The organism is Nonomuraea sp. NPDC049714, from assembly GCF_044465295.1.
Lineage (GTDB): Bacteria > Actinomycetota > Actinomycetes > Streptosporangiales > Streptosporangiaceae > Nonomuraea.
In genome coordinates this window covers 16,620-30,458 of record NZ_JBITLM010000014.1, presented here as the reverse complement: position 1 = coordinate 30,458, position 13,839 = coordinate 16,620, and the positions used below count along the sequence as shown (strand labels likewise).

At 69.9% G+C, this 13,839-nt stretch carries 12 protein-coding genes; 9 read left to right on the top strand and 3 right to left on the bottom strand.

Going from position 1 to position 13,839, the window contains the following annotated elements:
- The first annotated feature begins 4 nt into the window (after window positions 1-4).
- From ACIBQX_RS40405 to ACIBQX_RS40380, 6 genes are read left to right on the top strand one after another with little or no spacing between them, the layout of a single operon-like run.
- A complete protein-coding gene (locus ACIBQX_RS40405) occupies window positions 5-895 on the top strand; it encodes a carbohydrate ABC transporter permease (protein WP_397014159.1) in 891 nt (296 codons plus the stop codon).
- On the top strand, window positions 895-1,782 hold the full coding sequence (locus ACIBQX_RS40400; RefSeq protein WP_397014157.1) for a carbohydrate ABC transporter permease: 888 nt from the start codon (window positions 895-897) through the stop codon (window positions 1,780-1,782). The genes ACIBQX_RS40405 and ACIBQX_RS40400 overlap by 1 nt, the downstream gene beginning before the upstream one ends.
- Window positions 1,779-2,708: a D-2-hydroxyacid dehydrogenase gene (locus ACIBQX_RS40395; RefSeq protein WP_397014155.1), complete on the top strand. Its 930-nt coding sequence runs from the start codon at window positions 1,779-1,781 to the stop codon at window positions 2,706-2,708. The genes ACIBQX_RS40400 and ACIBQX_RS40395 overlap by 4 nt, the downstream gene beginning before the upstream one ends.
- Window positions 2,709-2,756: 48 nt before the next feature.
- Window positions 2,757-3,443 carry a GntR family transcriptional regulator gene (locus ACIBQX_RS40390; protein ID WP_397014153.1) on the top strand — a complete coding sequence of 229 codons (687 nt, stop codon included), beginning with the start codon at window positions 2,757-2,759 and terminating at the stop codon, window positions 3,441-3,443.
- Complete coding sequence (locus tag ACIBQX_RS40385) at window positions 3,440-4,234, top strand: hydroxypyruvate isomerase family protein (RefSeq protein WP_397014151.1); 795 nt, start codon at window positions 3,440-3,442, stop codon at window positions 4,232-4,234. The genes ACIBQX_RS40390 and ACIBQX_RS40385 overlap by 4 nt, the downstream gene beginning before the upstream one ends.
- The gene (locus ACIBQX_RS40380) at window positions 4,231-5,106 is read left to right on the top strand and encodes a 2-hydroxy-3-oxopropionate reductase (protein WP_397014149.1); all 876 of its coding nucleotides are present in this window, start codon (window positions 4,231-4,233) and stop codon (window positions 5,104-5,106) included. The genes ACIBQX_RS40385 and ACIBQX_RS40380 overlap by 4 nt, the downstream gene beginning before the upstream one ends.
- Before the next feature lie 63 nt (window positions 5,107-5,169).
- On the opposite strand, the gene ACIBQX_RS40375 is transcribed toward ACIBQX_RS40380, so the two are convergent.
- Window positions 5,170-5,904: a hypothetical protein gene (locus tag ACIBQX_RS40375; protein ID WP_397014147.1), complete on the bottom strand. Its 735-nt coding sequence runs from the start codon at window positions 5,902-5,904 to the stop codon at window positions 5,170-5,172.
- A gap of 334 nt (window positions 5,905-6,238) precedes the next feature.
- On the opposite strand from ACIBQX_RS40375, the gene ACIBQX_RS40370 reads away from it, so the two are divergent.
- The gene (locus ACIBQX_RS40370; protein ID WP_397014145.1) at window positions 6,239-6,970 is read left to right on the top strand and encodes a response regulator; all 732 of its coding nucleotides are present in this window, start codon (window positions 6,239-6,241) and stop codon (window positions 6,968-6,970) included.
- A 34-nt stretch (window positions 6,971-7,004) separates the two neighbouring features.
- Window positions 7,005-8,996 (top strand): hypothetical protein, encoded by a 1,992-nt coding sequence (locus ACIBQX_RS40365; RefSeq protein WP_397014143.1) that lies wholly within the window; start codon window positions 7,005-7,007, stop codon window positions 8,994-8,996.
- A 186-nt stretch (window positions 8,997-9,182) separates the two neighbouring features.
- On the opposite strand, the gene ACIBQX_RS40360 is transcribed toward ACIBQX_RS40365, so the two are convergent.
- On the bottom strand, window positions 9,183-11,969 hold the full coding sequence (locus ACIBQX_RS40360; protein ID WP_397014141.1) for a SpoIIE family protein phosphatase: 2,787 nt from the start codon (window positions 11,967-11,969) through the stop codon (window positions 9,183-9,185).
- Window positions 11,970-12,293: 324 nt separating this feature from the next.
- Window positions 12,294-13,355: a hypothetical protein gene (locus tag ACIBQX_RS40355; protein ID WP_397014139.1), complete on the bottom strand. Its 1,062-nt coding sequence runs from the start codon at window positions 13,353-13,355 to the stop codon at window positions 12,294-12,296.
- 247 nt (window positions 13,356-13,602) lie between these two features.
- Here ACIBQX_RS40355 and ACIBQX_RS40350 point away from each other — a divergent pair, with 247 nt between their 5' ends.
- Entirely contained in the window at window positions 13,603-13,833 is a 231-nt protein-coding gene (locus tag ACIBQX_RS40350; protein ID WP_397014137.1) for a hypothetical protein, read from the top strand.
- The last annotated feature ends 6 nt before the right edge of the window (window positions 13,834-13,839 follow it).

Below are 13,839 nucleotides of genomic sequence, written 5' to 3'. Positions count from 1 at the left end.
CGTCGTGGCAAAACGCAGCCTCCTCAACCAGGGCCGCGCCGCGCACGTGTTCCTCATCCCCTGGTGGCTCGGTCTGGCGCTGGTCACGGCGGTGCCGCTGCTCGCCTCCCTCTACCTGGCCTTCACCGACTACAACATCCTCAGCACCCCGGAGTTCAACGGTCTGGAGAACTTCGAGCGGATGTTCCAGGACGAGTACTTCTGGGCCGCCGTCCGGGTCACGGCGGTTTACGTCCTGGTCTCCATCCCGCTACAACTGGGCTTCGCGCTGCTGCTCGCCCTGATCCTCGACCGCGGCCTGCGCGGCCTGGCCTTCTACCGCAGCGCCTTCTACCTGCCCTCGCTGCTCGGCACGAGCGTGGCAGTGGCGATCCTGTGGCGGCAGATCTTCGGCGACGACGGCCTCGTCGACCGAGGGCTGTCCCTGTTCGGGCTGGAGCTCGGGAGCTGGCTGCAGAACCCCAGCCTGTCGCTGTCCACGCTGATCGTCCTGAACGTGTGGACGTTCGGCTCGCCGATGGTCATCTTCCTGGCCGGCCTCCGCCAGGTCCCTGAGGAACTGTACGAGGCCGCCAAGGTGGACGGCGCCGGGGTGGTGCGGCAGTTCACCCGCGTCACGATCCCGCTGATCACCCCGATCATCTTCTTCAACCTGATCCTGCAGACGATCGGCGCGTTCCAGACCTTCACCCAGGCCCACGTCATCAGCGGCGGCACCGGCGGCCCCGCCAACTCGACGCTGTTCTACACGCTCTACATCTACCAGCAGGGCTTCATGAACTTCGACATGGGCTACGCCTCGGCACTGGCCTGGGTGCTGATGGGCGCGATCGCCCTGATAACGGCCGTGCACTTCGTCCTGTCGAAATACTGGGTCTTCTACGGAGACGACTGATGACGACCGCGACCACCTCGCTCGAGTCCGCGCGTACCCCGGCCAAGGCCGCCGCACGCCGGCGCGGCCGCCGTGACGTGCTCAAGCACCTCGGCCTCGGCGCCTTCGTGCTGCTGATGCTCTATCCGCTGGTCTGGATGATCGCCAGCTCGCTCAAGCCCGACCACCTGATCCTGACCGAGCCCGGCATCATCCCCAGCGAGATCACCTTCGACAACTTCGTAGAGGGGTGGAACGCGCTCAACCGCCCCTTCACCGTCTTCTTCCTCAACTCGCTGGTCGTCACCGTCGGCTCGATCATCGGCAACCTCTTCTCCTGCTCGCTGACCGCGTTCGCGCTGGCCAGGCTGGACTTCAGGATGCGGAAGCTCTATCTCGCCATCACGCTGGTCTCTGTGATGCTGCCGATGCACGTGCTGGTGATCCCGCAGTACATCTTCTTCTCCCAGTTCGACCTGGTGAACACGTACTTCCCGCTGCTCGTCCCGAAGTTCCTGGCCACCGACGCGTTCTTCATCTACCTGATGGTGCAGTTCATCAGGACCATCCCGCGCGATCTCGACCGCGCGGCCTGGATCGACGGCGCGGGTCCCTTCCGCACCTTCTGGTACGTGGTCCTGCCGCTCATGCGGCCCGCGCTCGTGACCACCACGATCTTCACCTTCATCTGGACCTGGAACGACTTCTTCGTGCCGCTGATCTATCTCACGTCTCCGAAGATGTTCACGGTGCCGGTGGCGCTCAACTCCATGGTGGACTCGGAGTCGCAGAGCGGCGTGGGCATGCTGTTCGCGATGTCGCTCGTGTCGCTGCTGCCCGTGCTCATCTTCTTCGCCGTGGCCCAGAAACAGCTCATTCGCGGCATCGCCACCACGGGACTCAAATGAGAATCATCGTCACCGGCGGCCACGACGACCTGGCCCGCGACCGCATCCGACGGGCAGCCACCGGTGCGCGCGTCGAGTTCACGACCGACCTGCCCCCCGTGATCGAGCTCGCGGACGCGGTCGTCGGCCACGTGCCGGACCCGCTGCTGGCCGGGGCCCGCAGGCTGCGCTGGGTGCACAGCCCGGCGGCGGGCGTGGACGCGGTCCTGTCGGACGGGCTGCTCGCGAGCGACGTGACGCTCACCTCCTCCGCCGGCAACGGCGCGATCCCGCTGGCCGAGCACGCGATGATGCTGCTGCTCATGCTGAGCCGGGACGCGCCGCGCTGGCTGCGCGCCCAGGCCGAGCGCCGCTGGGACCGCCACGTCCACGGCGAGCTGGCGGGCCGGACGGTCGGCCTGTACGGGCTGGGCAACGCCGGCCTCGACCTGGCGGCCAAGGCCAAGGCGTTCCACATGCGGGTGCTCGGCATGCGCCGCAGGTCCGGGACGCCCGCGCCCGGCGTGGACGAACTGCTCGGCCAGGACGAGTTCCCGCGCTTCCTCGCCGAGTCGGACTTCGTGGTGGTCACCGCGCCGCTCACGGCGGCCACCGCGGGGCAGTTCGGCCGGGAGGCGTTCGCGGCGATGAAACGTACGGCGTGCTTCGTCTGCGTCTCGCGCGGCGGGATCGCCGACGACGAGGCTCTGCTCGACGCGTTGCGGCGGGGCGAGATCGCAGGGGCGGGGCTGGACGCGCACAGCGTGGAGCCGCTTCCCCAGGACAGCCCGTTCTGGTCGTTGCCGAACATCATCGTCACCCCGCACAACGGCGCCACCACGCAGGAGACCACCCGTAGGGGGTTCGACATCCTGCTCGACAATGTGGCCAGATTCACCCGCGGAGAGCCGCTGCGGAATGTCGTGGACAAGACCGCCGGATATTAATGAGGCGGTATACTTGTCTGACGATTTCGGGGATCTTGAAGGGATTCAGTGGACAGCCAGAACAGCTTTCCCCTCGGACCGTCGTCTCTGACGGAAGCGCTCTACGAGTCGGTACGCAAACGCATCGTCAACGGCGAAATCGCCCCCGGGGAGAAGCTCACCGAGGTCCGCATCGCCAGCGAATACAGCGTCGCGCGCCCCACCGCGAAGGCGTGCCTGGAGCGGCTCACCGCGCTCGGGCTGCTGCGCCGTACCACGCACAAGACCGCCGTGGTCCCGAAACTGGACGAGGACGAGATCCGCGACCTCTACTTCAGCCGCGAGACCGTCGAACGCGCGGCGGTCGCGGCGCTCGCCCGCACGGCCACCGTGCCACCCGCGGCCGTGCGCGCGCAGGCGTCGATGAAGGCCGCGGCCGGTGACATGGCCTTCGCCAACCAGGTGGAGGCCGACATCGCCTTCCATTCCGCGCTGGTCGCCGCCGTCGGGAGCCGCCGGCTGTCGAGGATGCACGAGGTGATCCTCGGGGAGGTGCACCTCACCATGGGCCAGTTCCAGGCCCACCGCACCACCAACCCGACGAACGTGGTGCACGAACACGACGACATACTCAAGGCGATCAGCGACGGGGATCCCGAGCGGGCGCAGCAGTGCCTCGCCCATCATCTGGACCAAGCCCAGGAACGCCTGGTCGGCCAGCTCCGCCGCGAACAGTCGGAAGGGACCCCCGCTTGACCAGGTGGACCGTCAACTGCTCGATCCTCTACACGGACCTGCCCCTGCTGTCTCGTCCTGCCGCGGCGGCGGCCGACGGGTTCACGTCGGTCGAATTCTGGTGGCCGTGGCCGGTCGCGGAGCCCACCGACCGCGAGGTGGACGCGTTCGTACGCGCCGTCGACGACTCCGGGGTACGGCTGACCGGGCTCAACTTCTTCGCCGGCGACATGCCGGCCGGCGACCGCGGCCTGGTGTCGTGGCCCGGACGCTCACGCGAACTGCTCGACAACATCCCCGTGGCGGCCTCCATAGGGGAACGGCTCGGCTGCGAGATGTTCAACGCCCTCTACGGCAACCGCGTGGAAGGGGCCGACCCCAGGGAGCAGGACGACCTGGCCGCCGAGATGCTGGCGGCCTGCGCGCGCGGTGTGCGCGGCACCGTGCTGCTGGAGCCGGTCAGCGGCGCGCCGCGCTACCCGCTGCTGACGGCCGCGGACGCCGTGGCCGTGCTCGACCGGCTGGGTGACGTGCCCGCTCTCGGGCTGCTGGCCGACTTCTACCACCTGGCCACCAACGGTGACGACGTACCGGCCGTCATCGAGCGGTACGCGCCGCGCATCGCCCACGTACAGATCGCCGACGCCCCTGGCCGGGGTGCGCCCGGCGACGGCACGCTGCCGATCCAGCAGTGGATCGACGACGTGTACGCCACCGGATACGACGGATACATCGGCCTCGAATACCGCGTCGAAGGCCCGGGCGCCTTCGACTGGCTACCACGCGAACGACGCGCGGAAGGATCAACGTGACCATAGCCTTCATCGGCCTCGGCATCATGGGCAGCCCCATGGCCGTCCACCTCGTCAAGGCCGGGCACAGCGTGACCGGCTACAACCGCTCGCCCGAGAAGACCAAGCCGCTGGCCGAGGCCGGCGGCCGAGTGGCCCCGTCCATCGCCGACGCCGTGACGGGCGCCGAGGTCGTCGCCCTCATGGTCCCCGACTCTCTCGACGTCCAGGACGTGCTGACCGGCGACGACGGCGTCTTCGCACACGCCGCCGCCGGCACGCTGATCATCGACTTCTCCTCGATCCGCCCCGACATCACCCGCGAGCTGGCGGACGAGGCCGCCCGGCGCGGCCTGCGCTACCTCGACGCTCCCGTCTCGGGCGGCGAGGCCGGCGCCAGGAACGCCGCACTGTCGATCATGGTGGGCGGCGAGAGCGCCGACTTCGACGCCGCCACGCCGATCTTCGACGTGGTCGGCAAGACGGTTGTCCACGTCGGGCCGAGCGGCTCCGGCCAGACGGTCAAGGCGGCCAACCAGCTCATCGTCGCCGCCAACATCGAGGCGCTGGCCGAGGCCGTGGTGTTCCTGCGGGCGTACGGGGTGAATCTGGAGGCGGCGCTCGAGGTGCTCGGCGGCGGCCTGGCCGGCTCGGCCGTGCTGACGCAGAAGCGCGCCAACATGCTCGCCCACTCCTTCGAGCCCGGCTTCCGCATCGCCCTGCACCACAAGGACATGGGCATCGTCACCTCCGCCGCCCGCGAGGCCGGCGTCGTGCTGCCGCTCGGTGCGCTCGTCGCCCAACTGGTGGCCTCGGCGAACGCGACCGGCGACGGCGCGCTCGACCACTCCGCGCTACTGCGCGGCGTCGAGCGGCTGTCCGGGACGTCGTAACGGGCGCGGCCGAGCGTCGGTTGGGTGCTCTCGCGGCGGGGCGAGCTGCGAATTCTCTGTCGCCTATACGGGCCTGTCTCTCCGCGGACCTACCCCATGAGGGGCCAGCACGGATTGCCGATGAGGGCGTCCAAGCCGGGAGCGGTGTCCGCCGCCCAGGCCGCGTAGCCGTCGGTCGGACCAGAATCGCATGAGGCAGGCCGTCCATCGGCTGGGCGCGCGTGGCACCGAGGTCGTTCGGAAGGATCCCGGCCAGGTCGACCAGGACGGACTTGCCGGCGAGGAACAGCGACGGATCGAGACCGGCGACTCGGTGACCGACCAGCGGGTGGTCTCGACCTCCCACTGCGGGATCGAGAGCGGGTAGGGGTGCGCGGTGCCCAGCCCAAGCCCGAAGGCGATCTCCTGCCAGGTCATGCCGCGGCCACGCGCCATCTGCAGGAGCCCGGCCTCCAGCGCGTCCAGCTCCCCGCGGACCAGTGGGACGAGGCTCAACGCCGCGGTGATGTCGGCGTGGTCCACCTCCGGCTCGCCGTCATCCAGCTTTGCGACCCCGCTGAGCAGGAACGACACGAGCCTGACGGCCTCGTGCGGGCCGACGGCCGATGGATGGGTCTGCCGGCTGCGCTGCTCGTCGGTGGCCGCATGCCGTTCGGCGATCCGGAACAAGGACGCGTGTACGCGTTGCTTGCGTGCTTGCTCCGGATGCGGCGGCGTGAAGGGGTCGGGGTGGTGATCGGCGCTCCTGGTGATCATGTACGCGCCACGCGGCTGAGCCCTGGCTCCGCTTACGACCACGCATGGCTCCGGATTCGGCAACCTGACGGCGGAACCCGGAGCCACCACTGCAGTGGATCACTTGTAGTACTGCACCCAGTACTCGACGGTGTGCTTCTTGCTGAGGGAGAAGGTCGCCCAGTACTTCGAGTGCCCCGCGTTGTGGATGCGACGGCCCCGGCGTCGCCTCCGCGCGGCCGGAGCCGGGACCGGACGGCAACGGCTTGATCGGCATGACTGAGCGTGTCAGGCTCTATCAGGGCACCCTCAAGGCGGGCCCGTTGCCGCAAGGCGGCTTCGAGGTGCTGGCGGTCTTCCGCTGCTCCCACCCGGCGAGGTCGAGCGAAACAGGTCCATGATCAGTGTGCTGGTGGTCGACGATCAGGTGCTCATCCGCGCGGGCCTGGCGGCACTCCTGCGCGCGGCGGGACTGACCGTGGTGGGCGAGGCCGAAGACGGTGAGCAAGCGGTACGGCTCGCCGCCACACTCAAACCCGACGTCGTTCTCATGGACATCCGCATGCCGGGGATGGACGGCCTCACCGCCACCGAACAGATCCTGGCCGCCGCCGAGCCGACGGCGCCCAAGGTCCTCATCCTGACGACCTTCGACCTGGACGAGTACGTCTACAACGCGCTGCGGCTGGGCGCGGGCGGCTTCCTGCTCAAGGACACGCCGCCCGAGCGCCTCATCGCCGCGATCCACACGGTCGCCTCCGGCGACATCCTGCTCGCGCCCAGCGCCACCAGACGGCTGATCGAAGCCTTCGTCGACCCGCCGGCGGCCGTCCCTTCCCCGGAGCTCGGCCGCCTGACCGCCCGGGAGACCGAGGTGCTGCGCCTCGTAGGCTGCGCGCTGTCCAACAAGGAGATCGCCAAGCGGCTGTCGGTCAGCGAGGGCACGGTCAAAACGCACCTCAACCGGCTCATGGCCAAGCTGGGACTCGCCAGCCGCAGCCCAGGCGGTCGTCCTGTCCTACGACTCCGGCCTGGTCAAGCCGAGCAGCCGGTGAAGTCACGCCGGTCGCGAGAGGGCCTGCACCCTTCTCATCGCCTGGGCCGCCGGAGACTCCCGTCTGACAGGTGAGACGGTGACCCGGTAAGGATGGGAGGCTTGGACCGTGCGTACCTGGTTCGAGCCTGAAGAGTTCGAGGAGTTCGAGGCCGCCAAGGATCTGCTGATCCGGCGGTGTGTCACCTGGGCCGAGGAGCGCGGGCATCCGGTCGATGGCCTGCTGCTCTCCGCCGCCGTCGACGCGCGGCACGAGAGCCGTGACGGCCGGCTGACTTACTGGGACGGTGCGCGCATCAGGTTCTTCCTGCTGCGGTACGTGCCGTACAAGGTGACGGCCCCGCGGAAGGAGCTCGACCTCGCCCCGGAGGTGCTGCGCACGTACCTGCGCTATCTCGATGTCACGGGCCTTCGCGACCCGCGCGGCGCCACGTTCGCAGAAGCGGAGGAGATCATCGCCGGGGCGCTGGCGGAGTACGCGGCCGCGCTCGACGATCCCACGCTGCGAGGGCTGGCGACCTTCTGGGCGCACACGGCTCTCCACCAGGGCGTCGATCTGACCGTTCCGGGGGCGTTCGAGCGGTTCAAGCGCGATCTCGACGCCGGTCGCGTTCCGTACGACGAGCAGGTGCTCGACAAGATCATGCAGAACCGCTTCGTGAACGGCGGCATCGGCGAGGAACGCGCCTTCCCCCAGCCGCCTGTCTCCCTGCCCCCCGCCCCCGAGCTGACGGAGGCCGCCGCGCGCAGCCAGACCGTCCAGCGTCTCATCACCCTGGCCCATTGGGTGGGCAAGGACGGCCGCGCCCTCACCGACGCGGGCAACCTCCGCGTCGCCGACGCCCTCGACGCGTCGGCCCTGCTGGGCACCGGTGAGGACCGGCTGCGCGTCCGCAGCGCCACCGATCTGCCCCAGCTCAACCTGCTGCTCGCCTGGGCCAAGAAGCTGCGCCTGACCCGCACCAGCAAGGGCCGGCTCTTCCGCGTGGCCAAGGCCGCACCCCTGCTGCGCGACCCGGAGGCGCTGTGGCGGCGCGCGTTCGAGGTGCTGCCGGAGCTGGGCCGTGCGGTCACCGTGCCCGTCGCGACGTGGCGGCCCGAGCCCATCCTGGCCGACATCTTTCACGAGATCCTCCCGGACGTGCTCAACTCCATGTACGGGCTGGACGAGATGCCGGTGGTCCGGCTCGAAGAGACGGTGTGGCTGGCCTGCCAGGAGTACTTCATCCTCGACCAGGAGGAAGAGCACCTGCGTGATCTCTGGCGCCGCGAGGCCGCTCGGGACCTGGGGCGCATGTTCGAGGTCCTGTCCGATCTCGGGGCCGTGGAGCTCACCCGAGGCAGCGCCGACCCCCTCTACGCGAGCGATCTCGATCACGGCGACCAGCCCTTGCCGCCGGACGCGGTCACCCGCCTGCGCACCGCCCTCGCCGAGCCCGACCTCTCGCTGGTCCGCCTCACCTCGCTCGGCGTCCGCGGCGTCCGCGACCGCCTCCTCGCCGAAGGCCGCGACGCTCCCCTCGTCGGCGAACTGGCCACCGCCCCACCGGCCGAACTGCTCGGGGTGCTCGCCCAGCACTATCCGCCCAAGGACGCCGTCGCGGAGCTCCAGGGGTGGCTGGCCCGCCCGGGGCAGGACGTCGAGATGTTGCTGCAGGCCGCGCGGGACTGCCCGTTCCGTACGAGGACGGGGGCGATGCTGCGCGTTCTGGCCGACGCCCTGCCCGAACGGCGGCTTCTGCACGACCTGCGTCACGACCCGATCCTCGGACCCGCCGTATGGACGCAGCTCATCGATGCCGGAGAGATGGAGCCCGGGTCGTTGAGCGAGCGGGAGAGCCTGCTGATGGGAGCGGAGAACTTCCTGTCAGTGCTGGAGCTCGCGGGGCCTGAGGGGCTTGTCGAGCAGCTCAAGGGGATGGGGGACGCGTACGAGTTCGTGGAGGCGGTCCTCGCGTCGGGGCACCCCGATGTCGTGGGATTGCGGGAGCTGCGCGAGCTGGTGGCCGAGCCGCTCCGTAGGACCGCCCGTCATCCCCTCCGCCTCGTCCCCACCCGGCCGCCGGGAGCCCGAGGCCGCCGGAAGAAGCGCAAACCCTGATCACGCCCGCCCCCGTTTGCGGCGGTCCTTGCAGGGTGCCGACCCCAGATCGGGAGTTTTGTACGTGACCAGGGGGACGGTGGTGACCACAGGCGTGTGCATGAGGACGCGGTCATGGGGAGCCCTGGAGGAGTGACGGCCGGACCGTGCCGCCTCCGGGTGAGACGCCGGTCGTGGCCCGCTAGGTCATGACTCGATGAGCCGATCGCGATCGGTGAGGGACAGCTCGGCCCAGATGACCTTGCCGCGGCGGGTGTAGCGGGTGCCCCAGCGCTCGGCGAGCTGCGCCACCAGGTACAGCCCGCGCCCGCCCTCGTCGGTGTCGGCGGCGCGGCGGGGGCGCGGGGAGGTCTCGCCGGCGTCGGAGACCTCGCAGATCAGGCTGTTGTCCAGCAGCAGCCGCGCCTTGATGGGCTCCCTGCCGTACCGGATGGCGTTGGTCACCAGCTCGCTGAAGACCAGTTCGGCGCTGAAGCCGAGCTCCTCCATGTCCCAGGCGGCCAGGAGCCGGTCGACCTCGGCGCGCACCTGGGCGACCATCGCCGGATCAGGCGACACATCCCAGCAGGCGACGTGGTCGGCCGGGGTGGCGCTGGTCCGGGCCACCAGCAGGGTGAACTCATCCGCCAGGTGGGCCGGCGGCACGGCGTCCAGCACCGCGGCGCAGGTCTGCTCCGCCGTACGGCCGGGGCCGGCCAGGGCCTGGCGCAGGCGCCGTTTCCTGCCGTCGCTCTCGCCGATCAGCCCCCTGGTGTAGAGCACGAGGCTGCTTCCCTCAGGCAGGTCCACCTCGGCCGTCTCGAACACCGAGCCGCCGCGTCCGAGCGGCGGCCCCAGCGGCAGGTCCAGGAACTCCACGCTGCCGTCCGGCCGGACGACCGCGGGCGCCGGATGTCCGGCCGAGGCGATGGCGCAGCGCTGGGAGGTGGGGTCGTAGACGGCGTACGCGCAGGTCGTGCCGGTGGCGCGGCCGTGGGTCCGGTCCGTCCGCTCGCCCTCGCCTGCCTTCCCGTGGTCCAGGCTGCGTACCAGATCGTCGAGGTAGCCGAGGATGTCCTCGGGCGGCATGTCGAGCGCGGCGAAGTTGCCGACGGTGGTGCGCAGGCGCGCCATGGCGCCCGCGGCGTGCAGGTCGCGGCCCGCGACGTCGCCCACCACCAGGGCGACCCGAGCCCCCGACAGGGGGATGACGTCGTGCCAGTCGCCCCGGGCGCCGGTCATCGCGGGCACGCAGCGGTGCGCCACCTCCACGGCGCTGCTCTCGGGGACGTCCCAGGGGGTCATGCTGCGACGCAGGGCGAGCACCATGGCGTGCTCCCGGGCGAAGCGGCGGGCGTTGTCCATGCTCAGCGCGGTCCGCGAGGCCAGCTCCTCGGCCAGCCACAGCTCGTCGTCGTCGAAGGAGCCGGACGGGGCGGCGCGCAGGAAGGTCGCCACTCCCAGCACCCTGCCGTGCGCCAGCAGCGGGACGGCGACGCCTGCGGGGAATCCGGCCGCGGGTGCCAGGTCCACCGTCCACGGCGTCTCGGGCCCCGGATTGCGTGGGTCCGGCCATCGCGACGTCTGTTCCTCGGACAGGCACCGGGCCTGGGCGGAGGAGGCGAGGTAGTGGACCGGCTCCCCGGCTGCGACGGAGAGGGTCTGCTGCTGCATTCCCTTGACCGCCGTCCGCCGCAGTCCCATGGTCTCCGGGCTGGGCTCCTGGCCGGACGTCACGTAGTCGTGCAGGTCCACCGTGACCATGTCGGCGAACTCGGGGAGGGCCACCTCGGCGAGCTCCTCGGCCGTCCGCGCCACGTCCAGGGTCTGGCCGATCTCCGCCATGGCCTCGTACATCAGCCGCAGCCGCTTACGCGCCGTGGCCGCGATCCTGCCGACCTCGGGCTCGCCGAACAGGAACAGCCAGGGGTCGGTGCCTGTGTGCGGCTTCGGCTCGGGGCCGGGCGACGCCGCCGGCACCGGCGTATTCATCGCTGCCAGTGCCGGCTGGTTCGTGGTGTCCACCGCTGCTGGTACCGGTCGGTTCGTGGTGTTCATCGCTGCTGGTACCGGTCGGTTCCCGGTGTTCACCGCCGCCGGTAGCGGACGCGACGGACGTTCGAGCAGGGCCGGCTCCGGCTGGACGGAGGCGTCGGCGAGTTCCCGCCACGGCCCGCCCTCGATCCTCACCTGGGCCACGACGCCGACCACGCCGACGGGCTCGGTTCTCGGCAGCGACCGCAGGGTGGCCACCCGGCCGTGGGACAGGGCGACCTCGACGGCCGCCCGCTTGCCGTACGCGATCAGCTCGGCGGCCTTCTCCTCCAGCAGGAGGTGATCGGTCCCGGTCAGCTCGCGGAGCAGCGGGCCGGTCTCCTCAGGCGGCCGGAGGCGGGGGACGTCCCCGGTGCGCAGGTACGCCTCGAACAAGGTGCGCTCGCGTGCGGTGCTCCGCTCCAGGAACCGCTGCTCGATGGCCCTGGCGATCTCGCGGGCGAGGCGGCCCATCGCCGGATGCTCGTTCTCGTTGCGACAGGAGATCGTCAGCACACCGCGCGCGTGGCCGGTCAGTGGGTCCAGGATCGGGACGCCGGTGGCGGTGAAGGGGTACAGGCGCCGGGCGTGGTGCTCGCTGCCCGCGACCCGGACCGGCCGTCTGGCCAGCAGCGCGGTGCCGCCCGCGGTGGTTCCGAGCAGGTCTTCGGAGTAGCACACGCCGGGGATGGCCTTCGCCCGGTCGTACGCTCGCGCCAGTTGCGCGTCGCCCTCGCAGCGCAGGAGCAGCCTCGCCTGCTCGTCCAGGAGGATCAGGACCGCCTTCGTGTCGCTGAGTACGGGGCGGTAGTGTTCGATCACCGGGTGGGCCATCTGGACGAGCTCGTTGTCGAGGTCCAGTTCGACGGGGTCGGCGAAGTCCAGCTTGTCGGGGTCGAGGCCGGTGGCCTGGCAGCGGCGCCAGGAGTTCAGGATGGCATGAGGTACTTTCTCGCCCACCGGCTCGCCTCTGAGAAATCTCGCAAGGATCGTCTCAATGACTCCGGCCCTCCTTTGCACAGAATTGGCACTTAGGCACCTTCTAGCATCGCTTCTCGCCTCCGTCCCATATTGCGGCCCTAGATCCTATATTTCGTATATAAGCCGCGAAATCATTACAAAGAACCCGAAAAGTCGGACGCCTTCCGTGCCGTACACAGGTTGGATCCGCTGGCCGAGACGGCCGCCGCCGTGAGCGCGGCCACGGCCGCGAGGAACGCCGCACCCTCTCTGCCAGGGCCCTGGGGGCGGACGTTCTCTGGATCGGGAGGTGCTCTCAACGACTTACGCGGTGGCGAGTTGATCCAGGATCTTGACGACCTCGTCCCACTTGGCGACGGCATCGGGGGCGGGAAAGAACGGATAAGCCGGGGTCAGCGTCTTGCCCGTCATCGTGCGCAGGGTCGCCAGGCAGGCTTCGGCGAGTTCCGTGTCTCCCCGTCCTCGAAACGGGTCAAGGTTGATGCACAGCGCTCGATTCTTGGGATAGAGCTGAGCGATGCGCAGGTCGTTCCGGCCCGAGACGATGACGCCCGCAGCGGTGTGGGACAGCAGCCGCCCCTCCTCGTCAGCCCACCGCTCAAGCAGGGTCCAGAGCGTGCGGACGTCTTCGTCCGCGTTGGCGCGAAGCTCGCTCAGGCTTGGCCGCGCAACGGCGGACTTGGCGGAGGTGGCCGCGGTGCGTCCGTACACTGTCGGGGCGAGCGTCCGCCATCCGTGGGACTCGGCGACGTACTGCTTGATCTCCACCGCGAGGACCTCTGCGGGATTCATCTGCTCGTTGAGGAACTCCACGATGCGGCGGAGATGGTCGGGCACGGCATCGGCGACGAAGACCATGCGGATCTTGCCTGCTCGCAGGTTGTCGCCCACCTTGGCGAAGAAGGTCTCCACAGTGACCGCGTCGTCCTCGCAGAGCTGGGCGATCATCTCCTGAGGATCGCGGCCGTACTCGCGCTGCGTCTGCTCGAACAGCGCCTGCAGGCCGGGCACGGGCCAGTAGAGGACGCCGTTGGCGGCGTAGTCGAGCATCTGGCCGACGACCTCGCGGCGGATACGGCTGTCACTGGCGCGCTTGACCTCGACCACGGTGGGGATGCCGTCCTGGTCGACGAAGAGGTGGTCGAGACTCCACCGTCCGCCTCCTCCGTCACGGTCCGGGACGCCGGCCTCCCGCCGGATCAGCAGCCAGCGGCGAGGGGCGTCGGGCGTCATCTGGCCGCCGGCCAGAAGGTCCGGGTGAGTGGCCAGCAATTCCTGGAGCACCTCTTCGGCTTCGTACGGCGCCGGACGCATTGCGAGAAGGTGGCCGGACTCGTCGATGTGGAACATTCCGTCGCTGTTCACAGCGCCTCCAACCGATCGGTCCGGGGCCGGCGTACCCGAGGGTCGACGTGGCCAGGCAGTACACCAAGGTGACATCCGACCGGCCGATGAGGCCACGGTTTCCGTCGAACTTGTCACGGCTGTTGTCGTACCGACGTCAGCCGAGTTCGCCGGGCCGTCGGCGGGATCACGCGTGTCGCCGGCCTCACTGCGCGAAGACAGCTGACGGGACGCCCGCGCCCGCTCCGCCGGTCCCGGACCGTAGACGATGGGGACCGCGTTCGCCGACGACCGGCGCGCGCGGGCGCAAGCGCTGGCCCAGCTCGTCAAGCGCGCCCGCCGCAGTGGCGCCGTACGTGCGGACGTGTCGGTCGAGGACGTACGCGTGGGCCTGTCGGCGATCTCGTCCTTTCGCTCGGCTGCCTCCCGAACGGGCACTCACGTCGGTGCGGCGGCTGGAGAACCTCCTGAACGGCCGACCGTCAATCCCACGAGTTGAAGAGCG

What these genes read in the sequence shown, in the direction of transcription:
- ACIBQX_RS40370 (WP_397014145.1), top strand. Translation starts at nt 6,239, where the DNA reads ATGATCAGTGTGCTGGTGGTCGACGATCAGGTGCTCATCCGCGCGGGC.
- ACIBQX_RS40395 (WP_397014155.1), top strand. Translation starts at nt 1,779, where the DNA reads ATGAGAATCATCGTCACCGGCGGCCACGACGACCTGGCCCGCGACCGC.
- ACIBQX_RS40350 (WP_397014137.1), top strand. Translation starts at nt 13,603, where the DNA reads ATGGGGACCGCGTTCGCCGACGACCGGCGCGCGCGGGCGCAAGCGCTG.
- ACIBQX_RS40400 (WP_397014157.1), top strand. Translation starts at nt 895, where the DNA reads ATGACGACCGCGACCACCTCGCTCGAGTCCGCGCGTACCCCGGCCAAG.